Origin of the sequence: Bradyrhizobium sp. 155, from assembly GCF_023101105.1 — a bacterium.
Classification (GTDB): domain Bacteria; phylum Pseudomonadota; class Alphaproteobacteria; order Rhizobiales; family Xanthobacteraceae; genus Bradyrhizobium; species Bradyrhizobium canariense_D.
This window is the reverse complement of sequence record NZ_CP064704.1, coordinates 4,138,572-4,163,032: the sequence shown is the minus strand read 5'-3', so window position 1 is coordinate 4,163,032 and position 24,461 is coordinate 4,138,572. Positions and strand designations below refer to the sequence as shown.

Sequence of the window (24,461 nt, the reverse complement as noted above, 5' to 3'; positions counted from 1 at the left end):
TCGGTTTGCGCGTCATCCGTCGGATTTCGCTTAGCCCTCGATGATATAGACGATCTCGTGGGTGTGCGGACGAAGAATGACGTACCTGCCGTGCACCAGAATGAACTCGTATCCGCGCCACTCCGGATAGATTTCGACGATGCGGCTCGGGATCGCATGATAACGAACGCCTGCCGGGACGGTGGTGCCGATCGAGATGTTGAAGTTCACGTTGGTGACTTCCTCGACCTTCTCCTGCTTGATGGCCGAAGTGATCTGGGTACGCTTTTCGGCGGGAGGCGCCGCGACCGCCGTGGTAGCGGCATTGCCGGTCGTCTTGCCCTCGGGCGCCGAAGGCTTGCTCTCGGCGGTCGGGGTCTTCACGTCCTTCGACGTGGTGGCCGAATCGGGCGCCTTGGTCATCCCATTCGCCTTCATCTCGCCGGGCGTCTTGCTGTCGGCAGTCGGCTTCGAACTGGTGGCCGGGGCCATTGTTTCCGTGGTCTTCGCCTTGCCATCGGCCTTGACGTCGCCGGAGTGCTTTGCGTCAGGCGCGCCCTGTGCGTGCTGCGGCGTTGCCGCTGCTGGCGAGCCGTGCGGTGCCGCGGTGGGGGCGTCCTTTGCTGTGGGCGCATTCATCGGTGCCGCGGTTTCGGCTTTCGGCGAAACGGCAGCGGGGGACTCCGCACCCTTGGCGCCGCCCTGATTGACGCCTTGAGCCATTGCAGTGCCGGTCGCAGCGAACAACGCCACAACGGCGACGGAAGCCAGCAAAGTATGTTTCATCTGATCTCTTTCAATTCATTTGAATATGATGCCGACGAACGTCAGCCATGGGAACGAACGGTCTCGACGGGCTGCAGTTCCGATTCTATTTCTGGTTTAACGACGATTGATGCCTCGATATCCGAAAAAGCTGCAAAATAGATGAGTCGGCGATAACAAGAGCTTTGCATCCCGCGTTGGCTTGGACGCGACCGATGAATTTCAAACATAAGTTGTGATCGGAAGGAACTCTTGCTCGATGGGGCTGTTGTGTCAGTGATCCCCGAGCGTTGCGAGATCGAACCTCCGATCCTCGCCTGAGTTAAAGACCGCAGTCGCGTTGTGAGTGCGACTCGGCGCGAAGCGTCCTCCGTGCGTATCAACCGGAAACCTTCATGAACAACCCCCATGTTCGCAATGCCATTCAGATCGACCGCGGCTCCAGCCTGGCGATCTCTCATGAAATAGCAGACCGCCTTCGGATCAGGCTTCGGGGTGAGCACGACCCATTACCGCGACATCTGACGGCCCTGGTCGACCGGATTGCGCAGATCAGCAGCCATTTCAACCAAGTGATCGAGGTCACAAAATGAGAATGTCCGGCGAAAGCCTTTTGGTGATCTTGTTTGTCGGTCTCGTCGCCGGCTGGCTGGCGGGCCAGATCGTCCGCGGGACCGGCTTTGGGATCATCGGCGATATCATCATCGGAATCCTGGGCGCGTTTGTCGGCAGCTGGTTGTTGCCTCAGCTCGGCGTGCATCTCGGCAGCGGCATGATCAGCGCGATCGTCAACGCGACCGTAGGCGCGGTCCTGCTGCTCCTCGTCGTCCGGCTGGTGCGCGGTGGTGGTGGATGGGGAAGCAGCTGGCGCGGCAGCTGGGGCCGGCGTTGGTGACCCTTGCTCACGCAGCCGCATCAGGCGCCGGTGAGACGCCCGCGGCAAAGACGCTCGTGATGACCTCCGGATCGGATCCAGCATGTTAGACTTTTCGAATGCATCTTTTACGCCTGAAACCATCGGCATCATGAAAACTGCGCTGGACACGGCGGTGGCGTCACTGCCGGCCCCGGTCAGCTCCGCGCATGTCCGGTCGATCGCGGAAACAATCCTTCGCACAGCGAAGGAGGGCGAGCGAGACCCCGCTGTCCTGGAGCGCATGGCGTTGATGGAGCTTCAGATCTCGCCGCGTGATTGATGCCGGTCCGCGAGCGTGCGTGCCGGCGCAGAAGGGCTCGCGTTCATTGCCGTTCCCTGATGTTTCGATGGAACTCTGGGGCGGCGGAAGCATTCATCTCTGCCGCTATCACGCGGCTCCTGGAGAATCCCCAACATGATACGTCATTTGTTGATCGGCGTTGCCGCGTGCGCAATCGCGGCAATGTCGACATTTTCCGCTTCTGCCATGCCCCGCGTTGCGGCTGAGACGTTGGTCGCTGGCTCCGACAGTCCGGTGATTCTCGCGCGCGGAGGCCATGGACATGGCCACGGTCACATGGGACGTGGCGGCCGCGGTCATCACTACGGCTGGAGCAGGGGCCGTCATCGCGGTTGGCGCTAGCCGCACCAACGCAACATCCGGGGCCGCCTTCGATTGGCGGCTCCGTAACGTCAGCTCATCCGCCCCGCGGGCTCACCAATCCGGATCCCCATAGTAGGGATCGACCATATAGGGCGGGGGCATCCAGGGCCCTCGCGACGGCCGGGGTCGCCGAGGTGCGGCCGCTTGCACGTGCGGCCGTGCGGGCGCAGCGGTCTCGTTGGTGATCACGCTACGCGCGGCGGGTTTCGCGGACGCAGGTGCGGATGACGATGCGGATGACGTCGTCAGCTCCTTTTGCAGCGCCTGGACCTGTGCGGCAAGGCGCGCATTGGCCGCCGCATCCTTCTCCTGCGCCGCCTTGAGCTGCTGAATGGTGTCGGCCTGCTCGCGCAGCGTCTGCTCGTTGCGGCTTTTCAGTTGCTCGAGCTTTCCGTTGATGTTCGCAAGCTCGCTGGTGATGGTCTTGAGCGATTGCGCGAGATCGGACGACGAGGGGTCGGGCGTCGTGGCGCCCGTTGTTGGAGCGTCGGGTCTTGAAGCAGCTGGTCTTGAAGCGTCAAACCCTGCATTGCTCTCCGTGTCCTTGCCGGCCGGCGGCGCGGGCACCGTGCCGGGCTCATCCGCGGCAGCCAGTTGCACCGCCGGCGGTTGCGCCGGAGTTTCAACCGCGGACGCTTGGCGAGGCTCAGTCCCGGCCGGCGGAGCCCATCGCGCCATGATCGATTTGGTCATAGACCTGGCCCGATCGCTGTATTGCGAAGCGAAGGCGGCGCCGAGAATGCCGATCGCCAGCACGAGGCCGACCAAAGCGCGCAGCATGGGCCGATCTCCCCTCAGGCCTTGACTGCGAACCCTGCTATCCGGCGCCGGCGCCGTGCTCTTGAGAGTCTTGGCCTCGGGAGCCTTGTCCTTGGGAGTCTCGACAGCCTCCGCACCGGCGCTTGCTCGCGAGGCCGCTGGGATTTCGCTGCCGCGTTCCATTCCGGAAACCAGCCGGTCCAGCCGCGCAAGGTCTTGCTCCGCGCTCTTGATCCGATCGTAGGCCCGCGCCAGCCCGCCATCGGCGCGCCCCTCGTCCGGCTTGGGGGCGTCTGGCTTGTGGTCGTCAGGTTTGGGGTCGTTCGTCTCGGGCACCGATGCGCTCTCGCTTCCGTCGGGCGTCAATGGAAGTGTGGCAGTCCGATCGGAACGATAGGTCTCGCCGCTGTCCAACACAACGCGCGTGCGAAGGAGAAATTATGGCGAGGCCTCGGGGTGGGGCGGTCGCGGGGTATGCAACGGGCGCCCTTGATCTGGATCAAGCCTACAGCGCCCGACCGTCGCCACCGTGCAGACATTCATCGGAAGGAACACATGGTTCAGACAAGAGCGATCGTCCTTGGTGCCTTCGCGGCCCTGCTGCTGGCCGTGCCGGCCAAGGCCCAGGTGCTGGTCGACGTTTCCAAGATCAGCTGCGACCAGTACATCACCCAGCGCATCACCCACATGCAGACCGTGAACGTCTGGCTCGCCGGGTTCTACGCCGGCCGCCGCAACAATCCCGTCGTGGATACGCAAGCGCTGAACAAGAACGGCAACAAGCTCTCGCGCTTCTGCGAGTCGCATCGCGAGATGCCGCTGCTGGAGGCGGTCGAGGCCGATACGAAGTAGGGGCGGGGCCGCCCAGCCTCGGAGTGCGGCAGTCCTATCGCCGGAAGGAGAGGTTGCGCCGCTGTCCCCCCAACGCGCGTGCGAACGAGAAATTATCGCGGGCACGGGGGTGGGGCGTGGCATTGCCGAACCGGCATGCGTCGCGAGCGTCAGGTACATGACCGAAAGCGGTGTGGCTCCCGCTGATGCCCTATGTAGGTAAAGCGTGACACTTTCGCTGTCTCGTTATGAACCCGGCCGCCAGATCGCAAGGGCCCGCATTGCTCTAAATCAACAAACCCGCTCATTAGCGAATTGCGCTGACGCACCGTCCCAATCCAGGAAGGAGAGTGGACATGTCGCGCCGAACCATCGTTTCACTTACCGCATCCGCAATCATTGGCATCGCCTGCATCGTGACTGTTTCGACTGACGCCTTCGCCTATCGAAGAGGCGTCGGGGTTGGTCGGGTTGGTGTTCATCACGGCGGTGTCTATCGCGGTGGCGTCTATCGTGGTGCAGCCGTGCGCCGCGGAGTTGCCGTGGGCGTCGGAGCTGCTGCGGTTGGTGCGGCAGCTTACGGGGCTTACGGAGCCTACGGCGGCTATCGCCGCTGCGGCTACGAACCTTACCCGCCTTGCTACTAGCCGGTCTTTGCGCAGCGGCCAGAGCACCGTCGGTCGGCTGTGCGCGGAGCACCTCTCTCCGAGTGGGGAGAGGTGATCCGAGTTCCGGGCCCGCACACACGCGATCCGAGCTGTGCTCGCTTCACCGTGCGTATTGGCGCGTCTGTTGCTCGACAGGTCGACTTCTAGCGAGGCGCACGTGCCATCTTCGCCGGCCGCGACCAGGAGAGGTTGAACGCCGATAAATCTATCCATGCGTGCAATTGGGCAATCGGGAAAAAGCGGCAAAACTGCGGCTGTCAAGGATACATCAGAGTAGAACGGAGCTTATCCCCGTAATAAACCCGATGCTGTTAAGGGTTCGGGGTGCGTATGGGAGATCAATAATGGCAAATGTCGAACAATTGCGCAGGCGGGACGGAGTAAACTTGGTCCAGCTCGAGGAGGACATTGCATCGATACGCTCGGGAAGCTCTCTTGCTTCCATTGCTCTGCCTGATTACGTCGAGCACACCGCGGGCGTGACGCGCGTCGGCGCGCTCAGTGCAGAGGCGGTCGTTCGGGACTATGAGTCCGCTGCAAAAGAGATCGAGGCCATGGGCACCGAGTTGATCGACGCCGCGCAAAAATGCGAGGCGCTGACTGCCCAGGTCCATGATGCGATCGCCTTCATGCGAGAAACGGCGGCGGAGTATCGTGAAGAGGGTCGGAAGATCTTCAAGCGCATCGAAGAATGCGCGCTGTTCACCGAAGACGTCCGCAAGACATGCGAACAGGTCAAGCGCAGGATGGTCGACGTCTCGCTAGGCTCATCGTCCAACGAGGAGTTCGCACCGCAACAGCCCGAGTTAAGCGGGATCGCCGCCAAGGTGTCGATGAGCGAGATACGGTGAGGCGGGCGTAGATAGCGCGTAGGCTGGGTTGAGCTCTAGGTCGTAGGATGGGTTGAGCCCTTACGAAACCCTTCATCTCTCGCCGATCGAGCGGTGATGGGTATCGCTTCGCTCCACCCATCCTACGAGCTGGAGCCAACAATCAATAGCGACCGCCGTGGCCCTTTTGCTGCGTGATCCAGTCCGACAATGTTTTCGGTGTCGATTTCGCAGTCCGGCCCGGTGATGCCTTCGGATTGTCGCGAACGCCTTTCGTCGGACGGGTGCGCGGCGCTTCCGTTCCGTTGACGCCCTTCCGGCCAGCGATCGATGCCTCCGCGGCTTCCTTCTCCAGGCGCAACTGTTTCAATCGCGCCATCTTGAGGCGCTCTGCCTCGACTTCGGGCCGTTCGGCAAGCTGCGGCTTGTGTTGAGCGACCTCCGCCGGGACGATGACACCGATAATGGTTGTCTCGCCGAGCGCCTTGCAGGCTTCGAGCCGATGCAGTCCCTCGACCAGAACGAGGCGGTCTCCGTCGAGCCGGACGGAAATGGGTTCCTGTTGTCCGATGTCCAGCATACTTTCAGCGATCTCCCCGACGATCTCGGGCTTGATGGCTTTCTTCTGCTTCGTGGGAACGAAGATCTTCTCGATCGGGAAGCTTTCCGGTTTGGGCATAATCTGACTCCGCTTCTACCGGGCCCGCCGGAACCGATGCCGGTGAGGACGAGAGTTTAGGAGGGAAGGGCTCGACCGCAAAGGCAATTCGGCGGCAGGGTGTTGATGAGCTCGTAGGATGGGTTGAGCCCTTACGAAACCCATCCCTTCTGTCGATCTGGCGGCGATGGGTATCGCTTCGCTCCACCCATCCTACGGGCTGCACTCCAGCCATCCTGCGAGCTACAGTTAGCGGTTCAATTGATCCAGGTGGACACGCTTGCCGACGCGGGCCTCAAAGGCGTCGACAATATGCTCCCATCGGTTAGAGCGCATCAGGCTCGAAGGATTATACGCCATGGCGCGACCAACGAACGGCATGTCGTCGTCCTGGTAAATATAGAAGTCTAGCCCTTCGTAATTGCCGATCATGCATAGCTTCTGAGGATTCACGTCGCCCAAAGCGATGTTCCACTCGACGTAGCTATCCTTCGATTGGTGGTGCATCCACTGCAATATCTTGAATGGATTGACTGGCACCACGACATCAGCCAACGCCATTAATTCACTGGAAGTCTCGGCCGGATAGCAGTGCAAATGCACTGCTACAGGGGTGTCCCGCAATGCTTCAAAAAGTGGAAAGAAGTCTAGGTCCTTCGTCATGATGTGGGCTTCGGACATGTGGCCAGACGTTGCATGTTTGAAAACGTCGATTGCGAGTAAGATGTCGACGCCTTTTTGACGCAGCGTCTTGTTTTGTCCCCGCGTCAGCCCCTCTCGAACGTGCATAAAAGGCGTGCGATTAACCAGCTCGAATTGTTCTCGCTTGCGTTTCACTCGTCGTTCGTATTCCTCGCCAGATTCATTGTCCTTTTGGGCGGGCAAAGCATCGTAGTAAAAGGTTCTTTGATGCCCGCCAGCGATTGCCCGGTAATCGATTTTGTTACGACTGAGGTCGATCGCGAAATATTCGGATGTCTTCCGCACCATTGCGTCGATAAAGCCACCATCAACAAATGCATATTTTGTCACGGCTGCTGTATCCCTCGATCTGCCGCCTCCGCGGGCTCCAAGTGTCCCAAAGCTCATTTCAACCAGGTTCAGAAGTAGTTATCGATAGAAAACCATAAGTTGCAAGGCGACAATGAAAAAAGGGCGGCCTTCTGGCCGCCCTTCGTAGATGCTCGAGGCAAATCCGGGCTCAGCAATCCTAGCTGCTGTCTAGCCCCTCACGAACACCCCGTCGTGCTTCCACACGTATCGCACTTCATACAAGTACCATTCCGCACCAGCGTGAAGTTGCCGCACTCGCTGCACATCTCGCCCTCATAGCCCTTGGCTTTGGCTTCCGCGCGGCGCTCGGCCTTGCTGGGCACCGCGACTTGCGCGCTGCCGGCCTTGCTCCACTGCAGGGCTTCGAGCTTCTCGGTGGGCGAGAGGTCGTGGGTCACTTCCTGCTTCAGCGCGACCGCGCCTTCCAGGACGTCGCCGGCACGGCCTGCGCCGTGGGAGGCGAGGGAGGTGACCTTGCTTCCGCCGGCCGGTGCGCTGTCGTTGCCTTGGGCGACCGCGGTCGAGCCGCCGCGCATCACCACGAGGTTGTCGGTGCGGGAGCGGGTGAGGCCGCGCGACACCAGCTTGGAGGCGCGCTGGCCGTGATCATCAGGCTCCTTGCCCTCCTCGACGCCCTTGCCGAGCACGTCGAACCCAGTCTCGCTGGGATCGACATGGGCGAGGTCGAAGCGGCTGAGATAGCTCACCGCCAGCTCGCGGAAGACGTAGTCGAGGATCGAGGTCGCGTATTTGATGCTGTCGTTGCCCTGCACCGGGCCCGCCGGCTCGAAGCGGGTGAAGGTGAAGGCATCGACATATTCGTCGAGCGGCACGCCGTACTGGAGGCCCAGCGACACTGCGATCGCGAAGTTGTTGATGAAGGAGCGCAGTGCCGCGCCTTCCTTGTGCATGTCGATGAAGATCTCGCCGATGCGGCCGTCGTCATACTCGCCGGTGCGCAAATAGACCTTGTGGCCGCCGACGACCGCCTTCTGGGTGTAGCCCTTGCGGCGATCCGGCATCTTCTCGCGCTCGCGCATCACGATGATGCGCTCGACCAGCTTCTCGACGATCTTTTCCGAGACCTGGGCGGTGCGTGCCGCCATCGGCTTGTCGTAGAGGCTCTCGACCGCATCGTCCTCGTCCTCATCGTCGGCGATGAGCTGCGAGTTGAGCGGCTGGCTGAGCTTGGAGCCGTCGCGATAGAGCGCGTTGGCCTTGAGCGCCAGCTTCCACGACAGCATGTAGGCGGACTTGCAGTCCTCTACCGTCGCGTCGTTCGGCATGTTGATGGTCTTGGAGATCGCACCCGAGATGAAGGGCTGCGCCGCCGACATCATGCGGATGTGGCTCTCGACCGAGAGATAGCGCTTGCCGACCTTGCCGCAAGGGTTGGCGCAGTCGAACACCGGATAGTGCTCGGCCTTGAGGTGCGGAGCACCTTCCACCGTCATCGCGCCGCAGATGTGGACGTTGGCCGCCTCGATCTCGCGTTTGGTGAAGCCGACGGCCTGGAGCAGGTCGAAGCCGGGGGCCGCGATCGCCTCGGCACCAATGCCGAGCTGGTCGCGGATGAAGTCTTCGCCAAAGGTCCATTTGTTGAAGGCGAACTTGATGTCGAAGGCGGTCGGCAGCGCCTTCTCGACCTTGGCGATGGCCTCATCCGTGAAGCCCTTGGCCTTCAGCGTCGAGGCGTTGATGCCGGGCGCGTTGGAGAGCGAGCCGTGGCCGACGGCATAGGCCTCGATCTCCGCGATCTCGCTCTCGCGATAACCGAGCGCACGCAACGCGGCGGGGACCGCGCGGTTGATGATCTTGAAGTAGCCGCCGCCGGCCAGCTTCTTGAACTTCACCAGCGCGAAGTCGGGCTCGATACCGGTGGTATCGCAATCCATGACGAGGCCGATCGTGCCGGTCGGCGCGATCACCGTGGTCTGGGCGTTGCGATAGCCGTGCTTCTCGCCGAGCTCGAGCGCCGCATCCCAGGCGGCTTGCGCATGGGTGACGAGGTCTCCTTGCGGGCACGACACCAGGTCCATCGGCACCGGATTGACGCTGAGCCCCTCGTAGCCGTTGGACTGGCCATGGGCGGCGCGGCGGTGGTTGCGGATCACGCGCAGCATGTGCGCGGCGTTCTTCTTGTAGCCGGGAAAGGTGCCGAGCTCGGCCGCCATCTCGGCCGAGGTCTTGTAGGTGATGCCGGTCATGATCGCGGTCAGCGCGCCGGCGATGGCGCGGCCTTCCTTGCTGTCATAGGACAGGCCCATGGTCATCAAGAGGCCGCCGATATTGGCGTAGCCGAGGCCGAGCGTGCGGAACTCGTAGGAGAGCTCGGCGATCGACTTCGACGGGAACTGCGCCATCATCACCGAGATTTCGAGCACGATGGTCCAGAGCCGGCAGAGATGCTCGTAGCCTTCGACGTCGAAACGCTTGGAGGGAATGTCGTAGAACGTCAGCAGATTGGCGGAGGCGAGGTTGCACGCCGTGTCGTCCAGGAACATGTATTCCGAGCACGGATTGGAGGCGCGGATGTCGCCGGACGCCTTGCAGGTGTGCCAGTCATTCATGGTGGTGTTGAAGTGCAGGCCCGGGTCGGCCGACGCCCAGGCGGCGTAGCCGATTTTTTCCCAGAGGTCGCGCGCCTTCAGGGTCTTGGTGATCTTCTTGGTGGTGCGTCCGACGAGACTCCAGTCGCCGTCGGTCTCGACCGCGCGCAGGAAGTCGTCCTTCAGCGAAACCGAATTGTTGGAGTTCTGCCCCGAAACCGTGAGATAGGCTTCCGAATCCCAGTCGGTGTCGTAGACGTCGAACTGGATGTCCTTGTAGCCTTGCTTGGCAAACTGGATGACGCGCTTGATATAGTTGTCGGGCACGAGGCTGCGGCGCGCCAGCTTGATCTCGCGGCGCAGCGCCGGGTTCTTCTCGGGGTCGAAGCAATCGTCGCCCGAGCCTTCGCAGTTGACGCAGGCCTTCAGCACGGCCTTGAGGTGCTTCTGGTTGATCTTGGATCCGGTGACGAGAGCGGCGACCTTCTGCTCCTCCTTCACCTTCCAGTCGATATAGGTCTCGATGTCGGGGTGATCGACGTCGACGACGACCATCTTGGCGGCGCGGCGCGTGGTGCCGCCCGACTTGATCGCGCCCGCCGCGCGGTCGCCGATCTTGAGGAAGCTCATCAGGCCGGACGAGCGGCCGCCGCCGGAGAGGCGTTCGCCTTCGCCGCGCAGGCGCGAGAAGTTGGAGCCGGTGCCGGAGCCGTATTTGAACAGGCGCGCTTCGCGGACCCAGAGGTCCATGATGCCGCCCTCGTTGACGAGGTCGTCACCGACGCCCTGGATGAAGCAGGCATGCGGCTGCGGATGCTCGTAGGAGGATTTCGATCGGGTCAGCTTGCCGGTAAAGGGGTCGACGTAATAATGGCCCTGGCCGGGACCGTCGATGCCGTACGCCCAGTGCAGACCGGTGTTGAACCATTGCGGCGAGTTCGGCGCGACCATCTGCATGGTCAGCATGTAGCGGAGCTCGTCGTAGAAGGTCTGGGCGTCCTCGTCGGAGGAGAAGTACTTGCCCTTCCAGCCCCAATAGGTCCAGCAGCCGGCGAGACGGTCGAACACCTGCTTGGCCGAGAGCTCGCTGACATAGCGCTCTTTCTCGGGCAGGAGGGCGAGCGCCTCGGTGTCGGGCACGGAGCGCCACAGGAAGGAGGGGACGGACTCTTCCTCGACCTTCTTCAGGCGCGCGGCAACGCCGGCCTTGCGGAAGTACTTCTGGGCGAGGACGTCGGAGGCGACCTGCGACCACGCGGTCGGCACCTCGACATTGTCGAGCTTGAACACGACCGAGCCGTCGGGATTCCTGATCTCCGACGTGGTCAGCCGGAAATCGATGCCGGCGTAAGGTGACTGTCCCGAAGTGGTGTGGCGCCGCTCAATCCGCATGGTCTTGCCCCGTCCTATCTTTGACCGGACCGCCTCCGTTCAGGCGTGCCGGGTCATCATTTCATTTCGCGGTGCTCGAGGCCGCCTGGCCCTTGGCATCGCAGCTCAGCCGGTAGACCCGGCCCGTTTTCTCCCGACGCGATTGCTCGATGCGCGCACCGATCATCCGCCGGCACGTCCAGACCCATCCGCCCCAAAGGGATGAGCCCGACATGCGTTCAACGCCCCACAACGTCACGTCTTCAACCATTGCCATCCGGGCCTGTTTCCAGCCCGTTCAGGCGCCCGAAAAGTCCGCTCTCGCCGGGCAGACAAGCCCGTATCCCGCTGCCCTTGTCTGGCTTGGCGGAGTGCTGTTTTGCAGACCCTTTGGGGGAGTGCCGGCGGGACGCAAACACACTCGCGCCGAACGGATCGAAAACTAGGACTCTCCGTTACGCCCGTCAAGAACTAGTGCGAGTTCCTGAATCAAATACTAAATATGGTGGATTATGGGGGATAACAGGGGGCAGGCCCGCGCCTGTTGTTGAGCCAAGTATCAGTGAGTCCTCAGGGATTCCCAACCGAAAAAATTTGCATCTTGGGGTGCCGCTGAGGCTTCACCCCGCTGTTCACAGGGCAGGTATATTTTTGAATCGCGGGCTTGCCTCGGGGGGACTCACGTAGGGCTACGGAAGGTGAGGGCAGGCATGCCCGCCGGGGTGGTGGTGGGAGGCGCGAATCCGCGCCAAGCTGCCCTCGATTTTGCCGGACTACCCACATGCTTGATTCGACTCGGCCGGTGCTGCGAGCGCGCATCGCCCCGGCCGGCCTGATATTCCTCGCCATCACCTCGGTGGGCTGGGGTTTCAATTGGCCGGTGACGAAATTCCTGCTCTCCGAGCTGCCGCCGCTGACCTTGCGCGGGGCGACGGGCGTGCTCGGCGCGGTGCTGCTGGCGGCGCTGGCACTGATCCGCGCTGACAGCCTCAGCGTCCCGCGCGCGATCTGGCCGCGCCTCGTGACCGCCGCGATCCTCAACGTCACCGGCTGGATGGTGCTGATGGGTCTGGCACTGCTGTGGCTGCCGGCGAGCGAAGCGGCGCTGATCGCCTACACCATGCCGGTCTGGGCCTCGCTGATCGCCTGGCCGGTGCTCGGCGAGCGGCCGACCTTGTTGCGCACCATCGCGCTGGTGATGGCCTTTGCCGGCCTGGCCTCGATCATGGGCGGCAACGGCTTTGCCGCCACTGCGGACAAGCTGCCGGGCATCGTTATGGCGCTGTGCGGCGCGCTCGGCTTCGCCGCCGGCACGGTGTTTTCGAAGAAGTACCCGATCCGCCTGCCGCCGATCACGGCCGCGGCCTGGCAGATCGGGATCGGCTGCCTGCCCATCACGATCATCGGCCTCGCCATCGAGACCACGCATCTGGAGCTGGTGACGCCCGTCGGCTGGTGGCTCCTGGTCTATTCAACCGTGGTGCAGTTCTGCATCGCCTATGTCAGCTGGTTCGCAGCACTGGCGCGCCTGCCGGCCTCCGTCGCCGCGATCGGCACCATGGCGGTGCCTGTCATCGGCGTCGTGGCGTCCGCGATCGCTCTCCACGAGCCGCTGGGGGCAGGGCAGATCGCCGCGCTGATCTTCACGCTGGCGGCGGTGGTGCTGGCGACGCGCTGATGCCGCTACTGCGCGGCGACAATCCGCTTCTTGATGCAACAAGTCGAGGCTTTCGCAAATGCCTGGGACGGACGCGAAGAAATCGCCGGCGAGGAAAGCTGCGTGATTAGTCAGCCCGAGCTGCGCAAGATCCGATGCGACTGGATCAGTCGAGACGTATGAGTGCTGCCGGTGACGACATCGTCGCGTTCTCCTGCGTGTTATCTCGCGTCACGAATATCGACCAACTGACGTATTCCGGCGAGCCAACTCCGCTGCCGCTCGATTCCGGCTCTCAATTCGCTTGCGGTTCCGGCAAGCACGTTGTGCCCGCCGGCTTCGAGCTTGCGACGAACCTCGCTGTCTGCACAGATGGCGGCAACGTCGGCCGCAATCCGCGCCTTCACTGCCTCCGGCATGTTGCGGCCGCCATAGATTCCGGCGAAACCATCGATCTCGAGGTCGGGGTAGCCAAGCTCGCGCACGGTTTTCACCTCAGGCAATAGCGCAGCTCTGCTTGGATTGATCACCGCCAAGAAGCGCGCCTTGCCGGCTTGCACGGGAGATTGGGATGCCGTCAGCGAGGTGACAAGCACTTGGATTCTGCCCTCTCCCAGATCGGCTTGCGGCTGAGCTCCGTCGCGATAGCTCACATAATTCATCGAGAGCGAGTGACGCTTGAGAAAGCCCGCAAAGACGTATCTCGGCAGCGTGGGAGCCGAAGCCCAGGCATAGTTGCCGGGCTGCGCCTTGAGGGCCTCGATCAATTCCGGGATGGTACCGACGCCAATGCCGTTGCTAACCGTGAGAGTGAGAACGATCGATGTCGTGGAGGCGATCGGCAGCAGATCGCGATCCACATCATAAGGAAGCTTGTCGATCAGCAGCGGCGCGACCGTCACCGAACCGATTACAGTATAGAGCAAGGTGTGATCGTCTTGCGCTGAAACGAACGCGCCGACGCCGATTGTCCCTTCGGCACCCGTTCGATCTTCGACGATCACCGGTTTGCCCCACCGTTTGGACAACGCATCCGCGAAGATACGTGCTGCCGCATCGTTGGCGCTGCCTGGAGGAAACGTCACCACGATCTTCACAGCCCGCTCGGGCCATTCGGCCATAGCTGCCTTTGGCAGCACAGGCGTCAGGCTACAAAGCAGCAACATCAACAAAGTCCAGCGCTGACGACGCATGACATTCTCCTCAAGACACAGGATAGAGCCGGACCGCTTTGGTTTCAGAACGAGACAGCCGTCGACTGACTTCGAAACGCCTAGCCCGTCGGGAGGCCGTCGACACGTCGTTAAGGCTGGCTTCCTCATCACGCTTCCTCGACAATGCAAATTCTGGGATGCAGCGTAGGCACCGGGGCCGGTCGCGTCGAGAAGCTTTGACGAACTTCAGTCGTGAGTTAATATCACGAATACGAGTACCGCCAAGCTTGTGAGGTTTCGTCTTGAATCGCGGCCGTCGCCTTGAAATGCTGATCTGCGCCGCTGACAGCGGCAGCTTTGCTGCGGCGGCACGGATCATGGACCTGACACCGTCGGCGGTCAGTCGCGGTATCGCCGAGCTGGAGCGCGAGCTTAAGGTCCCCTTGTTCAACCGGACGACGCGTCAGCTCAAGCTCACCCAGGAAGGGGGCGACGTCTATCGCAGGGCCGTGGACATTGTTGCCCGCATTACCGAGCTAACAGAAGGCTTCACGAAGAGGCATGGGCGGGTCAGCGGTATTGTGCGGGTCGGCGTGCAGGCGCCTCTCGCTCGCTATGTCCTAATGCCGAGGCTGGCCAGTCTGAACGATCGATACCCCGAGTTGCTCGTCGAGACGCGGCTGACCCAGGATCCCCGCGACATGCAGTCTGAAAATCTCGACGTTCTGCTGCATGTCGGCGAACCTCCGTCGTCCCGGCTGGTGGCGCAACGGCTCGGTCAGGGTAAGCCGGCAGCGTATGCCTCGCCGGACTATGTCCGTCGTTTTGGCGCACCGGAGCAGCCTGCCGACTTCGTCAATCATCGCTGTTTGCTGTTTCGTCCAGCTTGGTCGATTGGTTCCGTCGACCATTGGAAATTCGAACGCAATGGGATGCTCGAAGCGATCCAAGTCCGACCTTCGCTCGTCACCCCGGATCGCGAAGGCCTGATCGTGGCGGCCTGTGCAGGCGTCGGCGTCATCTACATGGCCTGCTTCGATCCGACTTTCCTGACGTCGGGTCGGCTCACGCGACTGCTGCCGGAATGGTCATGCCCGCCAAGCTTCGGCATTCATCTTTTATACCGGCGTGGCAGCGCAGGCATTCCGCGTGTGGCGGCATTCTTGCGCTTCATGCGCGAGGCGTTTGCGGAGTTCGATCCTCATGAGCTCACGGTGCTTCATGCCAACATTGCGGCAAAACCCCGTGCATCGCCGCGGTTGGTCAGGACCTGAACTATGGGGCTGAACCCGATCGGCATCGATCGACGGCCAGTTCTAGCCAACTTTTGCCGTCCGAAGCCGTTGCTCAGAGAGAAGCATCATACCAGAAGGCCACTCGCGGGGAGATCTCCTACGTTGCCGGCGGGCGCAATGGACTTTCCGCCTTCTTCCGGTCAGTCGGGTCGTGCAGCGGGCCGGCCGACCGGCTTCGCCTCGGACGGGATTGCCAACCCTGCCCAAAGGCGATCCAGTCTGTACCAGGAAGCTGAACAGGCCATAGAACATTCCCGGCATTTATTCACCGCTCCGACGCAGACCTGTACAGCGGAATGACCGCACGGGTCCACAAGCGGGAATGCCAACAAGCAGCTCCTTGCTCGAGCCTCACAGCGCAAGGCACGGGTGGAGTTCTCTCCCTTCAGGCGCTTGGCAGGGACCGAGTAAGGAGCTGCCGGCGAGCCTTCTTCAGATCGGTCGCCAGTTTTATTTTCTCTCTCAAAACGAGGATTTCGGAATATTCCTTTTGGATCTCTGGGCGGGTGCGAAGTGCTTCAAGCTGCTGGGCGGTCAGTTTCAGTATCGCGGCAATATGCGTACTCTGGATGTGGTGCATGGCAATCAAATCCGCTGTTGGAAAAAACGGAACGGCACGATACAGCGAACTGCGGTGCGGCGTCGCTGGAAATAAGCAGCCAGCCTTACTGTCGTTTTTTTTGCAGCGCGTCACTGCCCTCATCAGGTAGGGGGCTGCCGTCTGCTCATAATGAATTTCTTGACCGCATGAATCGTGCGAGCAAGCTGTCGCGGCCGGCGACTACGCGGCGGCGTGACTAACACAACGAAGAGCAGGTTCAGCAGCAGCCAGCAGCCGACCGCGATGAAAATGTACTTCATAACTCCTCAAGGGTGCCCTCGGAAGAGCACTGCAAGAAGAGCGGCAGCAACAATCGCGAGCCAGATCATCGAAACAACGAAGCTGGCGAAATGCCAATCTACGTCGCGGCGCCTGGTCTGCATTGTGTCTCCTTCCGGAGGCCGTGTGTCGTCGTCTCAGCGGCCTCTATCGTCCTTGCCGTTGGGGCTGCCGTCTCCGCCGCCGTTGCCCCAGCCGTTGTTGCCGTGATGGTGATGGTCGTCGTGGACCGCGCCTGCGCCCGACTTCGCGATCGCATCCGATGTAAGGGATGTCGACAGGAGTAGGGTGATGGCTGGAGGTGTCACCGCCGCGAACTTTCCGCAGGTTCTTAAGAACTCGCGACGGTCGTCCTGATCTGGCATGCGTTTCTCCGTCCAGAGATAAGCCCAAATTAAATCACAATAACCGAATTAAATCAATTTAATTTCGTTCCAGAAGAAAGCGGCCCGCCCACTCGTCCACTCCCTCAGGGGAAGCTCGACGCGCTGCAGTCCGCTGTGGTCACAAGCCGCCGACCACGCCGAAGGTGGGAGCTTCCGCTTTGCCTTGGTAAGCCGACGTTTATGAGGTCACGTCCTCCGCGAGAGCGGCTTCGACCGCTCGGCTCGGCGGCACGCCAAGAGCAGGTCAGGAACTCGCGGAGGCGTTGCGGATTGGCTCTGTCGGCCGGACTGAGTGCCTCCAGCGAGACGGCTATGGCGAGCGACCGCAACACATTCCTCGGCGTCGCGGCGTGCGACCTTGCCCTGCCTCTTGGCGAAGCCGACGTCGTCATCTTCGGAGCTGCCGACGCCACGCCGCATTTGAAGGGCAGGACCAGCCATGCCGCGAATGGCCCAGCGGCCATTCGCAATGCTTTGCGCGTTTATCAGACCGACCTTGCCAGGTGGGATTTCGACCAAGACGGAATCCTGCTCGACCCGGAGCAAATCCGGGTCGTCGATGGCGGCGATCTTGCCACGTCACCCGAGGCCCCCGAGCAAAACCGGAATGCAATCAGGTCCGCCACCAGGAAGATCCTGAAGTCCGGCGCGGTACCCATGCTGCTCGGCGGAGATGATTCTGTCCCCATACCGTTCTTCGAGGCGTTCGAAGACATGGGCAAGCTGACGATCCTGCAGATCGACGCGCATCTGGATTGGAAGGACCAGCGCGACGGCTCAGCACATACGTTTTCCAGCACGATGCGGCGCGCCAGCGAGTTGCCTTGGGTCGAACGCATTGTGCAGGTCGGTTTACGGGGTATCGGCGGCTCGGGCCTGCAGGAGCTCAGTTGCGCGCGGAATTGGGGCTCCAGGATTATTACGGCACGAGAGCTCAAAAGCCGGGGCGTTCAAGCCGTCCTGAGTGCAATCGAGGACAGCGCGAATTGCCTGATCACGATCGACTGCGACGGCCTGGATCCGTCCGTCATTCCCGGCGTGCTCCTGCCGCAACCTGGCGGCTTGTCCTATTTCGACGTCATAGACCTGATCGCGGGCGTCGCCTCGAAGGCCAGAATTGTCGGTCTTGATCTGGTCGAATTGGTGCCGGAGCGTGATCTGCAGAATATTGGGGCGATCTGCGCAGCGCGGATCATCTGCAACGCCATTGGACATATCGCCAAGCAGAAACGCTAGCCGGTGGGCATGTGTCCGAGCGCCTTGCGGATCATCGCGGCGAGCTGGTTGCGGCGGTAGGGTTTTGTCAGCAGCATGACGCCGTCGTCGAGCTTGCCGTGGTGGACGATGGCGTTGTCGGTATAGCCGGAAGTGTAGAGCACCTTCACGCCGGGGCGGATCGTCGCAACCTTGTCGGCGAGGTCGCGTCCGCTCATGCCGCCGGGGATGACGACGTCGGTGAACAGTAGATCGAACGGCTGGCCGGCCCGGATCAACTCCAGCGCGGCCTTGCCGTCGGGCGCGGCGACGGTCTGGTAGCCGAGGCTCTGGAGCTGCACGGTGACGAAGTTGCGCACCAGCGGATCATCCTCGACCACAAAAATGGTCTCGGCGCCACCCTCGGCCGGCGGTGCGGCAGAGGTGACTGGCTCGGTCATGCCTTCGCCCGGCGGCAGATAGAGCTTGATCGTGGTGCCGTGGCCTTCCTCGCTGTAGATCTTGATGTGGCCGCCGGATTGCTTGACGAAGCCGTAGACCATGGAAAGGCCGAGGCCGCTTCCCTTGCCGACCTCCTTGGTGGTGAAGAACGGCTCGAACGCCTGCTGTTGCACCTCGGCCGGCATGCCGGTGCCGGTGTCGCTGACGGCGAGCATCACGTAAGGGCCGGGCCGCACGTCGGGATTGCTTTGCGCATAGGCCTGGTCGAGCACGACGCGGTGGGCCTCGAGCAGCAGCTTGCCGCCGTTCGGCATGGCGTCGCGGGCGTTGATGGCCATGTTGAGCAGGGCATTGGTGAGGCGGGACGGATCGATGTGCGCGGTCATCTGCCCCTGTTCGAGCACGGTCTCGATCTCGATCTGCTCGCCGAGGGTGGGGCGCAGGAGTTTCGCGATGTCCGCGACCGCGGCGTTGATCTCGACGTTGCGCGGCTGCAGCGGCTGCCTGCGCGCGAAGGCGAGCAGATGCTGAATCAGCTCGGCGCAGCGCTCGGCGGCCTCGTCGATCAGGCGTGCCACGCGCTGGAGCTCGGGCTGCTGCTTCAGGCTCGCCACCAGCGTCTCGGTATTGCCGGAGATCACGGTCAGCATGTTGTTGAAGTCGTGCGCGACGCCGCCGGTGAGCTTGCCGATGGCATCCAGCTTCTGCGACTGGTACAATTGCCGCTCGGTCTCGCGCGAGGTGGTCGCGTCGTGATAGACCAGCACCGCGCCGGAGACGTTGCCTTTCCCGTCCAGCATCGGCCGGCCGCTGATCATGAGATGACGGGGAGCATTGCCGCTGTGCGGGCGGACGATCATCTCCATGTTCTCGAACGGCTCGCCACGCAGCACGCGTGCCGACGGTAACTCGTCGGCCTTGAGCGGGGTGACGCCGTCGCCGTGAAGCACGATGGACATCGCGCGCAGATTGCGCAGGTTCATGCCGGTCCGGTGCAGCAGCATGCGCTCGGCGGCGGGATTGGACAGAAGGACATTGCCCTCGGCATCGATGACCAGCACCGCCTCCGCCATGCTGTGAAAGGTGCTCTGGAGCACGTTGACCGAGAGGCGCAGCTCGTCATGCGCGGTGACCAGATGCTCGGTGCCCTCGGCCACCGCGGCCTCGAGCTGCTGCTTGGCGGCCGTGGTCTCCATTAGCGTGCTCTTGAGTGCGCCCTCACTGCGCCGGCTCTCGCGCATCATCATCACGACCAGCAGCAGGATCACCAACGCGCCGGCGACGTCGATGCCGAGCAGCACGATGCCGGTGCGGCGCGAATCCTGGGAGCGCGCCGCGAGCAATCGTTCTTCCTCTGCGCTCAAATGATCGAAATTGCCCATCACCGTGTCCATGAGGCCACGGCCCTCGCCCTTGCCCTGGACTGCGGCAATGCCGGCCTGATCGTTTCCGGCGCGCAGGCGCATCACTTCGGCGGCGATCTCGATCCGGCGCAGCGCCAGCGGCTCGGTGCCCTCGAGCAGCGCGACATGTTCGGGAGTGTCGCGCACGCTGCGCTTGAGGTCGGCGAGTGCGGGTGCGATACGGGCGTGCACCGCCTGGAATTCTTCGCTGAAGCTCGGGTTGCGATAGATCTCGTAGCCACGTGCGGCGCTCTCGGCACTGCGCATCAGCACGCGCAGGTCGGAGATCTTCTTCAGCACCCCGACGGTGTGATTGACCCAGGCCGCATCGGACCGTGACTTGACGTCGAGGCCGATCGAGGCTGCGGTGATGATCAGGAGGATGGCAAGTCCAGCACCGAGAATGACGCGCTGCGTTGGGATCAAGGGACTTCTTTCTTGTCCTTCGGCTGCGAGCCATCGCCCGGCACGGCGATGCATTCCCGGATCGTGGTCAGCAGCGTGTCCGGCGTGAACGGCTTGCGCAGGCAGCGGGTCGCGCCAAGCTCCAGCGCCATCCGGAGGAAGTCGGGAGAGGGCGAGGCGGATGATGCGAAGGCGTAGCCGGACATCGCGATTAGCGGAACCGCCGGCGCGCGCTCGTGAAAGATGCGAATGGACTCGAAGCCGCGCATATGCGGCATGAAGATGTCAACCAGCATCACGTCGAAATTCTGTGTTTCGAGCGCAGCCAAACCCGTTTCTCCGCCGTCAGTCAACGTGACGTCGAAGCCCTGACGTTGGAGGAGGACCTCGATGGTCGCGCCGACCATCGGATCGTCATCAACCACGAGAATGCGCGGCATGACACTTCCCAGTCATCGAAGTCCCCACAGCCAAGTTGATACAGGTGAATCGCGCGTCGGGTCAATTTGGGATTGGATAAGGGTAGATATGCACGGTGCGGTGAATAAAGGTCCGCTCGCATCGATTGTACGCGACACTTGCCGATGTCGAATACGAGGCGAGCGAAACAGGTGAGGCGCCTGAATGAAAAAGGCGCCGCATCGCTGCGACGCCTTCTTCTTCAAGTGTTTCAGGTCGTGTTACGGGCAGGGATGACGCTGGCCGTCATAGCCCAGATAGGTGCCGGACGCGGGATCGTAGGACTTGTAGCGCTGCGCGCAGTAGGCCGCGGAGTCGCCGCCGCCATCGGGGACCACGGCCACTGTCGGTTCATCATAGTAGCTGTCGCCGTAATAGTAGGGGTCGTCGTAATACCCGCCGCCGTAATAGGCGTACGAGCCGAGGCCGCCGATCGCAGCGCCGGCCGCGAACCCGGGCCAAAAGCCGCCGCCGTGACGATGATGCCAGTGACGACCACTCCAATTGCCGCTACCACCCTGCCAGTTGCCCGCAGTCGCGACGCTGCGTGTACCGCTGTAGGACGGCGAGAAGGCCTGTCGGCTCACCGTGCCGGCTGCGAAGCTGCCACCGCCCGGACGTACTGCTGCGCCGGCCGCGAAATTGCCGCCGCCGATCCGCGCGCCGCCGAAGTTGCCGCCGCCCATGCGGGCGCCGCCGCCACCGAAATGTGCCCCGCCGCCGCCGCCACCGAAGTGTGCTCCGCCGCCGCCACCGAAGTGTGCTCCGCCGCCGCCACCGAAGTGTGCTCCGCCGCCGCCGCCACCAAAGTGTGCTCCGCCGCCGCCGACCGCTGCGGCCCGACTTTGGGCAAAGCTCGGCGTCGCCAACGGGATAACCAATGCCACTGCCGCAGCCGTGCTCAAGACTTTCAGACTTTTCATGATCAAAACTCCTTTTCCCGGAAGCAAACCCCATGAAAGGGCCGGAGTTCCTGGGATCACGGGGGTTTGCGTGCGACGAAAAGTTCTCATGGCGACGCTGTATCCGGCATGAACGGATCGCGTCCGATTTGCGGCAGCGTTCCGTGCCGGGGACTGCATCTGCAGCGCGGCATTGCCGCCCGCGCCGAACTGGACATTTCGCCGTCCGGATGGCATCAGGACCCGACGAAGCAGGGCCCTTGCCGCATGAAACAGTTCTTCCTCAAGTTTTTCACCTGGTGGAATGGCCAGACGTTTGGCACCCAACTCTGGACCAAGCGCTACGGCGAGCTGGTCGGCCAGGACGAGCAGGGCAACCTCTATTATCGCACCCGCGGCGGGGCGATCGACCCGGTGCTCGGCTTCGAGCGCCGCTGGGTGGTCTATAACGGCTACGCCGAGGCCAGCCGTATCCCGCCGTCCTGGCACGGCTGGATGCATCACACCGTCGACGTGCCGCCGACGCAGGACAACTACCAGCCGCGCGAATGGGAAAAGCCGCACCAGCCCAATCTCACCGGCACGGCCAACGCCTACCGTCCCGCGGGCTCGACGCTCGCCAGCGGCAAGCGGCCGAAGGCGACCGGCGACTATCAGCCCTGGACGCCGAGCTAGCCTTCCGATTCCCGTCTCAACCCTTGTCGTGGGGGTGGATGCACCCGCATCCGCCTCGCTTTGCTGTGGACAACGGGAACAGCGGGGATGAGTGCTGCGCGGGCATTGCAGCCACGCGGGCGATGCGGCTCAATGGTCGCATCTTACGGAGATGGGAGACCATCGCGTTCGGTTCGGGCAACAGTTCGCGACTGTCCCGAAATGCAGCGGCCGCCGACCAGGACTCGATCGGGAGATAGGCCCCCGGTCTGGAAGCTCCGAAATCGCCCGATGAAATGTGCAGCCGCCGTAAGACAGGAAAGGCCGCTCGGGAAACCGGGCGGCCTTTTTCTTTGATAGAGGGACGACTGGATTTCGCGTGCCCCGGACGCTGCGCGGCACCGCTACGCGATGCATCGCGTCCGGGACACGAGAGTGGAGACTAGGTCATCCGCTCGGCCGCACGCTTCACCGCCTCTAGCCGGCGCGCCTGACCCTGCGCGCCGCGCTCTTTTAGTAATGCCAGCACCTCCGCCGGCGCGGTATCCGGCGCGCCTGCATTGAACGGCGGGGCCGGATTGTATTCGAGCTGAAGCTGGATCGCCTCCGCGGTGGTGCGATCGACCATGATCGACACCAGGGTTAGCGCGAAATCGATTCCCGCGGTGACGCCGCCGCCGGTGATGCGGTTGCGGTCGACGCAGACGCGCGTCTTGGTCGGCGTCGCGCCGAACTGAGCGAGCATCTCCATCGCGCTCCAATGCGTGGCGGCGCGATAGCCCTTCAAGAGGCCGGCGGCGCCGAGAGCCAGCGATCCCGTGCAGACCGAGGTGACGTATTTGGCACCCTCGGCCTGCCGGCGCAGGAAACCGAGCACCTCCTCGTCATTGAGCAGATCGTTGGTGCCGCCGCCGCCGGGCACGCAGATCACGTCGAGCTGCGGGCAGTCGGCGAATGTCGTGGTCGGCGTCAGCGTCAGCACGGAATCGCTCGGCACCGGCTCGACCCGTTTCCAGATCAAATGCAGTTTTGCGCCGGGCACGGAGGAGAACACCTGCAAGGGGCCCGTGAAATCGAGCTGGGTGACGCGCGGAAACACCAAGAGACCGATCTGGAGCGGGGACGACATGAGAGCCTCCAATTATGAGCTTGACGGAAGCAGCCTCTCATGATGCCTTTCCGTCCAGAATGGCGTATTTCCCTCGCTTTCGGACATAACCATGATCGGCATCCTGATCTTCCCGGACTTCCAGTTGCTCGATGCGGCCGGCCCGATCTCCGTGTTCGAGATCGCGGCGCGCTGCACGGGCAAGACGACGACCGGGATCCGCGTGCTGGCGGTGAACGCGGGGCCGGTGCGCAGCTCGTCCGGCGTTGAGATGATGGCGCGCGAATTCAAGTCGGCCAATGCGATCACGACGCTGGTCGTGGCGGGAGGTGCGGGCGTGACGGATGCCGCGCGCTGCGAGGTCACGCGCGCCTTCGTGCAGCGGCTGGCGCGGCGGGGCGTGCGGGTCGCGAGCGTCTGCTCGGGCGCCTATGTGCTCGCCGAAGCAGGCCTGCTCGACGGCCGCCGCGCCACCACGCATTGGGGACGCACGCGGGATTTCGTCGCGCGCTATCCCAAGGTGAAGTTCGAGCCGGACCAGATTTTCACCCGCGACGGCAATGTGTGGACGTCGGCCGGCATCACGGCCGGCATCGACCTTGCGCTCGCGATGGTGACGGAGGATCACGGTGAGCAGATCGCGCAGGACACGGCGCGGCAGCTCGTGCTGTATCATCGCCGCAGCGGCGGCCAGTCGCAATTCTCGTCACTTCTGGAATTGAAGACGCCGAACGGCCGCTTCGGCGCGCTGCTGTCCTGGGCGCGCGAGAACCTCGACGCTCGCTTGACTGTCGAAGATCTCGCCGACCGCGCCGGCATGAGCGCGCGGCATTTTGCCCGCGCCTTTGCCGCCGAGACCGGCACGACGCCTTCGAAGGCCATCGAGCGCTTGCGCATCGAGGTCGCGCGCGAGCGCGTGCAGTCCTCGCGCGAGGCGATCGAACTCGTCGCGGAGACGACCGGTTTCCGCGATCCCGAGCGCATGCGGCGCGCCTTCATTCGCGCCTTCGGCCAGCCGCCGCAAGCGCTGCGGCGCGCGGCAAGGGCCGGGTAGGGAGAATTGATCGAGTTGGAGAGCCCGCTTGAGCGGGTGAGCACACTTGGATATTTGAACAGACTTGCATATTGCGCGGCATTTCGCCCTTTGGACCCGGAACGGACCTCGTCAAGCGAATGCACCCGTTGTAGACGATGTGTACAACACGTACCGTCGCCGATCCGATGCAAGGAACCCCAATGACCGATCGAGAAAAGATTCTGATTGCCCTTCGCGAAAAACCTCTGAAGACCTTCGAAGTCATGAAGCGCGTGAACATCAAGAATCAGGACGACTGCCAATCGCTCCTGTTGAAGATGCGTGACGAAGGTGCCGTGAAGTTTGATATTCACAAGGGACATTGGCGCGCTGCGTGACGACATTCGCCTGGTCACCAGCGGCCTCGCGATGGCAGAGCGGACA

Annotated in this window: 25 protein-coding genes; 12 read left to right on the top strand and 13 right to left on the bottom strand. The window is 62.7% G+C overall.

From position 1 onward, the window contains the following. Nucleotides 1-30: 30 nt before the first annotated feature. Nucleotides 31-765: a DUF1236 domain-containing protein gene (locus tag IVA93_RS20325; protein WP_247368612.1), complete on the bottom strand. Its 735-nt coding sequence runs from the start codon at nucleotides 763-765 to the stop codon at nucleotides 31-33. A gap of 374 nt (nucleotides 766-1,139) precedes the next feature. Here IVA93_RS20325 and IVA93_RS20320 point away from each other — a divergent pair, with 374 nt between their 5' ends. The 3 genes from IVA93_RS20320 (at nucleotide 1,140) to IVA93_RS20310 (ending at nucleotide 1,940) form a co-directional block, all read left to right on the top strand. Further along, a complete protein-coding gene (locus IVA93_RS20320; protein ID WP_085353549.1) occupies nucleotides 1,140-1,337 on the top strand; it encodes a hypothetical protein in 198 nt (65 codons plus the stop codon). Beyond that, nucleotides 1,334-1,639 (top strand): GlsB/YeaQ/YmgE family stress response membrane protein, encoded by a 306-nt coding sequence (locus IVA93_RS20315; protein ID WP_085353548.1) that lies wholly within the window; start codon nucleotides 1,334-1,336, stop codon nucleotides 1,637-1,639. The genes IVA93_RS20320 and IVA93_RS20315 overlap by 4 nt, the downstream gene beginning before the upstream one ends. 82 nt (nucleotides 1,640-1,721) lie before the next feature. Beyond that, on the top strand, nucleotides 1,722-1,940 hold the full coding sequence (locus tag IVA93_RS20310) for a hypothetical protein (protein ID WP_007609614.1): 219 nt from the start codon (nucleotides 1,722-1,724) through the stop codon (nucleotides 1,938-1,940). A gap of 435 nt (nucleotides 1,941-2,375) precedes the next feature. On the opposite strand, the gene IVA93_RS20305 is transcribed toward IVA93_RS20310, so the two are convergent. After that, nucleotides 2,376-3,419: a hypothetical protein gene (locus IVA93_RS20305; protein ID WP_085384035.1), complete on the bottom strand. Its 1,044-nt coding sequence runs from the start codon at nucleotides 3,417-3,419 to the stop codon at nucleotides 2,376-2,378. A 219-nt stretch (nucleotides 3,420-3,638) separates the two neighbouring features. On the opposite strand from IVA93_RS20305, the gene IVA93_RS20300 reads away from it, so the two are divergent. The 3 genes from IVA93_RS20300 to IVA93_RS20290 all read left to right on the top strand — a co-directional run bounded on the left by IVA93_RS20300 (nucleotide 3,639) and on the right by IVA93_RS20290 (nucleotide 5,433). Beyond that, nucleotides 3,639-3,935 (top strand): HdeA/HdeB family chaperone, encoded by a 297-nt coding sequence (locus IVA93_RS20300; protein ID WP_240543383.1) that lies wholly within the window; start codon nucleotides 3,639-3,641, stop codon nucleotides 3,933-3,935. 335 nt (nucleotides 3,936-4,270) lie between these two features. Beyond that, on the top strand, nucleotides 4,271-4,561 hold the full coding sequence (locus tag IVA93_RS20295; RefSeq protein ID WP_085353546.1) for a hypothetical protein: 291 nt from the start codon (nucleotides 4,271-4,273) through the stop codon (nucleotides 4,559-4,561). Between the two features lie 365 nt (nucleotides 4,562-4,926). Continuing rightward, nucleotides 4,927-5,433 (top strand): hypothetical protein, encoded by a 507-nt coding sequence (locus IVA93_RS20290; RefSeq protein WP_026232748.1) that lies wholly within the window; start codon nucleotides 4,927-4,929, stop codon nucleotides 5,431-5,433. Between the two features lie 142 nt (nucleotides 5,434-5,575). Here IVA93_RS20290 and IVA93_RS20285 read toward each other — a convergent pair whose 3' ends face one another. The 4 genes from IVA93_RS20285 to IVA93_RS20270 all read right to left on the bottom strand — a co-directional run bounded on the left by IVA93_RS20285 (nucleotide 5,576) and on the right by IVA93_RS20270 (nucleotide 11,320). Next, on the bottom strand, nucleotides 5,576-6,091 hold the full coding sequence (locus IVA93_RS20285) for a ParB N-terminal domain-containing protein (RefSeq protein WP_247368609.1): 516 nt from the start codon (nucleotides 6,089-6,091) through the stop codon (nucleotides 5,576-5,578). 228 nt (nucleotides 6,092-6,319) lie between these two features. Beyond that, nucleotides 6,320-7,102, bottom strand: a complete 783-nt coding sequence (locus IVA93_RS20280) for an NYN domain-containing protein (protein WP_157642915.1) — start codon at nucleotides 7,100-7,102, stop codon at nucleotides 6,320-6,322. Nucleotides 7,103-7,299: 197 nt separating this feature from the next. Continuing rightward, on the bottom strand, nucleotides 7,300-11,064 hold the full coding sequence (locus IVA93_RS20275; RefSeq protein WP_247368607.1) for a vitamin B12-dependent ribonucleotide reductase: 3,765 nt from the start codon (nucleotides 11,062-11,064) through the stop codon (nucleotides 7,300-7,302). 61 nt (nucleotides 11,065-11,125) lie between these two features. Beyond that, entirely contained in the window at nucleotides 11,126-11,320 is a 195-nt protein-coding gene (locus tag IVA93_RS20270) for a hypothetical protein (protein ID WP_026232747.1), read from the bottom strand. Between the two features lie 504 nt (nucleotides 11,321-11,824). Here IVA93_RS20270 and IVA93_RS20265 point away from each other — a divergent pair. Next, nucleotides 11,825-12,721, top strand: coding sequence for a DMT family transporter (locus IVA93_RS20265; RefSeq protein ID WP_018454504.1), 897 nt, complete (start codon nucleotides 11,825-11,827; stop codon nucleotides 12,719-12,721). A 200-nt stretch (nucleotides 12,722-12,921) separates the two neighbouring features. On the opposite strand, the gene IVA93_RS20260 is transcribed toward IVA93_RS20265, so the two are convergent. Then, nucleotides 12,922-13,893: a Bug family tripartite tricarboxylate transporter substrate binding protein gene (locus tag IVA93_RS20260; RefSeq protein ID WP_247454131.1), complete on the bottom strand. Its 972-nt coding sequence runs from the start codon at nucleotides 13,891-13,893 to the stop codon at nucleotides 12,922-12,924. Nucleotides 13,894-14,156: 263 nt separating this feature from the next. Between IVA93_RS20260 and IVA93_RS20255 the strand changes: the two genes are divergently transcribed. Further along, nucleotides 14,157-15,128: a LysR family transcriptional regulator gene (locus IVA93_RS20255; protein ID WP_247368603.1), complete on the top strand. Its 972-nt coding sequence runs from the start codon at nucleotides 14,157-14,159 to the stop codon at nucleotides 15,126-15,128. Nucleotides 15,129-15,534: 406 nt separating this feature from the next. Here the strand turns inward: IVA93_RS20255 and IVA93_RS20250 are convergent, their stop codons facing one another. Both IVA93_RS20250 and IVA93_RS20245 read right to left on the bottom strand, forming a co-directional pair. Further along, nucleotides 15,535-15,843, bottom strand: coding sequence for a hypothetical protein (locus tag IVA93_RS20250; protein ID WP_244561577.1), 309 nt, complete (start codon nucleotides 15,841-15,843; stop codon nucleotides 15,535-15,537). A 323-nt stretch (nucleotides 15,844-16,166) separates the two neighbouring features. After that, complete coding sequence (locus IVA93_RS20245; protein ID WP_085353535.1) at nucleotides 16,167-16,394, bottom strand: hypothetical protein; 228 nt, start codon at nucleotides 16,392-16,394, stop codon at nucleotides 16,167-16,169. A gap of 333 nt (nucleotides 16,395-16,727) precedes the next feature. Here IVA93_RS20245 and IVA93_RS20240 point away from each other — a divergent pair, with 333 nt between their 5' ends. Beyond that, nucleotides 16,728-17,651 (top strand): arginase family protein, encoded by a 924-nt coding sequence (locus tag IVA93_RS20240; protein ID WP_247368601.1) that lies wholly within the window; start codon nucleotides 16,728-16,730, stop codon nucleotides 17,649-17,651. Here the strand turns inward: IVA93_RS20240 and IVA93_RS20235 are convergent. From IVA93_RS20235 to IVA93_RS20225, 3 genes are all read right to left on the bottom strand, one after another. Next, nucleotides 17,648-19,900 (bottom strand): CHASE3 domain-containing protein, encoded by a 2,253-nt coding sequence (locus IVA93_RS20235; RefSeq protein ID WP_247368598.1) that lies wholly within the window; start codon nucleotides 19,898-19,900, stop codon nucleotides 17,648-17,650. The two genes, IVA93_RS20240 and IVA93_RS20235, sit on opposite strands and share 4 nt — an antisense overlap. Beyond that, complete coding sequence (locus IVA93_RS20230) at nucleotides 19,897-20,319, bottom strand: response regulator (RefSeq protein ID WP_085353532.1); 423 nt, start codon at nucleotides 20,317-20,319, stop codon at nucleotides 19,897-19,899. Before IVA93_RS20230 ends, IVA93_RS20235 begins: the two co-directional genes overlap by 4 nt. A gap of 240 nt (nucleotides 20,320-20,559) precedes the next feature. Next, the gene (locus IVA93_RS20225) at nucleotides 20,560-21,261 is read right to left on the bottom strand and encodes a BA14K family protein (RefSeq protein WP_247476203.1); all 702 of its coding nucleotides are present in this window, start codon (nucleotides 21,259-21,261) and stop codon (nucleotides 20,560-20,562) included. 246 nt (nucleotides 21,262-21,507) lie between these two features. On the opposite strand from IVA93_RS20225, the gene IVA93_RS20220 reads away from it, so the two are divergent. Beyond that, nucleotides 21,508-21,915, top strand: a complete 408-nt coding sequence (locus IVA93_RS20220) for an NADH:ubiquinone oxidoreductase subunit NDUFA12 (RefSeq protein WP_026232746.1) — start codon at nucleotides 21,508-21,510, stop codon at nucleotides 21,913-21,915. A gap of 421 nt (nucleotides 21,916-22,336) precedes the next feature. Here IVA93_RS20220 and IVA93_RS20215 read toward each other — a convergent pair whose 3' ends face one another. Beyond that, nucleotides 22,337-23,023: a DJ-1/PfpI family protein gene (locus IVA93_RS20215; protein WP_247368592.1), complete on the bottom strand. Its 687-nt coding sequence runs from the start codon at nucleotides 23,021-23,023 to the stop codon at nucleotides 22,337-22,339. Nucleotides 23,024-23,114: 91 nt separating this feature from the next. Here IVA93_RS20215 and IVA93_RS20210 point away from each other — a divergent pair, with 91 nt between their 5' ends. Together IVA93_RS20210 and IVA93_RS20205 are read left to right on the top strand one after the other, a co-directional pair. Then, on the top strand, nucleotides 23,115-24,056 hold the full coding sequence (locus IVA93_RS20210) for a GlxA family transcriptional regulator (protein WP_204511074.1): 942 nt from the start codon (nucleotides 23,115-23,117) through the stop codon (nucleotides 24,054-24,056). A 182-nt stretch (nucleotides 24,057-24,238) separates the two neighbouring features. Then, nucleotides 24,239-24,415 (top strand): hypothetical protein, encoded by a 177-nt coding sequence (locus tag IVA93_RS20205; protein WP_018454491.1) that lies wholly within the window; start codon nucleotides 24,239-24,241, stop codon nucleotides 24,413-24,415. Nucleotides 24,416-24,461 lie beyond the last annotated feature (46 nt).

Bases quoted from the DNA above. Each gene is read 5' to 3' on its own strand.
- IVA93_RS20325 (WP_247368612.1), bottom strand. From the start codon at position 765: ATGAAACATACTTTGCTGGCTTCCGTCGCCGTTGTGGCGTTGTTCGCT.
- IVA93_RS20320 (WP_085353549.1), top strand. From the start codon at position 1,140: ATGAACAACCCCCATGTTCGCAATGCCATTCAGATCGACCGCGGCTCC.
- IVA93_RS20315 (WP_085353548.1), top strand. From the start codon at position 1,334: ATGAGAATGTCCGGCGAAAGCCTTTTGGTGATCTTGTTTGTCGGTCTC.
- IVA93_RS20310 (WP_007609614.1), top strand. From the start codon at position 1,722: ATGTTAGACTTTTCGAATGCATCTTTTACGCCTGAAACCATCGGCATC.
- IVA93_RS20300 (WP_240543383.1), top strand. From the start codon at position 3,639: ATGGTTCAGACAAGAGCGATCGTCCTTGGTGCCTTCGCGGCCCTGCTG.
- IVA93_RS20295 (WP_085353546.1), top strand. From the start codon at position 4,271: ATGTCGCGCCGAACCATCGTTTCACTTACCGCATCCGCAATCATTGGC.
- IVA93_RS20290 (WP_026232748.1), top strand. From the start codon at position 4,927: ATGGCAAATGTCGAACAATTGCGCAGGCGGGACGGAGTAAACTTGGTC.
- IVA93_RS20285 (WP_247368609.1), bottom strand. From the start codon at position 6,091: ATGCCCAAACCGGAAAGCTTCCCGATCGAGAAGATCTTCGTTCCCACG.
- IVA93_RS20275 (WP_247368607.1), bottom strand. From the start codon at position 11,064: ATGCGGATTGAGCGGCGCCACACCACTTCGGGACAGTCACCTTACGCC.
- IVA93_RS20270 (WP_026232747.1), bottom strand. From the start codon at position 11,320: ATGGCAATGGTTGAAGACGTGACGTTGTGGGGCGTTGAACGCATGTCG.
- IVA93_RS20265 (WP_018454504.1), top strand. From the start codon at position 11,825: ATGCTTGATTCGACTCGGCCGGTGCTGCGAGCGCGCATCGCCCCGGCC.
- IVA93_RS20260 (WP_247454131.1), bottom strand. From the start codon at position 13,893: ATGCGTCGTCAGCGCTGGACTTTGTTGATGTTGCTGCTTTGTAGCCTG.
- IVA93_RS20245 (WP_085353535.1), bottom strand. From the start codon at position 16,394: ATGCCAGATCAGGACGACCGTCGCGAGTTCTTAAGAACCTGCGGAAAG.
- IVA93_RS20240 (WP_247368601.1), top strand. From the start codon at position 16,728: ATGGCGAGCGACCGCAACACATTCCTCGGCGTCGCGGCGTGCGACCTT.
- IVA93_RS20230 (WP_085353532.1), bottom strand. From the start codon at position 20,319: ATGCCGCGCATTCTCGTGGTTGATGACGATCCGATGGTCGGCGCGACC.
- IVA93_RS20225 (WP_247476203.1), bottom strand. From the start codon at position 21,261: ATGAAAAGTCTGAAAGTCTTGAGCACGGCTGCGGCAGTGGCATTGGTT.
- IVA93_RS20220 (WP_026232746.1), top strand. From the start codon at position 21,508: ATGAAACAGTTCTTCCTCAAGTTTTTCACCTGGTGGAATGGCCAGACG.
- IVA93_RS20215 (WP_247368592.1), bottom strand. From the start codon at position 23,023: ATGTCGTCCCCGCTCCAGATCGGTCTCTTGGTGTTTCCGCGCGTCACC.
- IVA93_RS20210 (WP_204511074.1), top strand. From the start codon at position 23,115: ATGATCGGCATCCTGATCTTCCCGGACTTCCAGTTGCTCGATGCGGCC.
- IVA93_RS20205 (WP_018454491.1), top strand. From the start codon at position 24,239: ATGACCGATCGAGAAAAGATTCTGATTGCCCTTCGCGAAAAACCTCTG.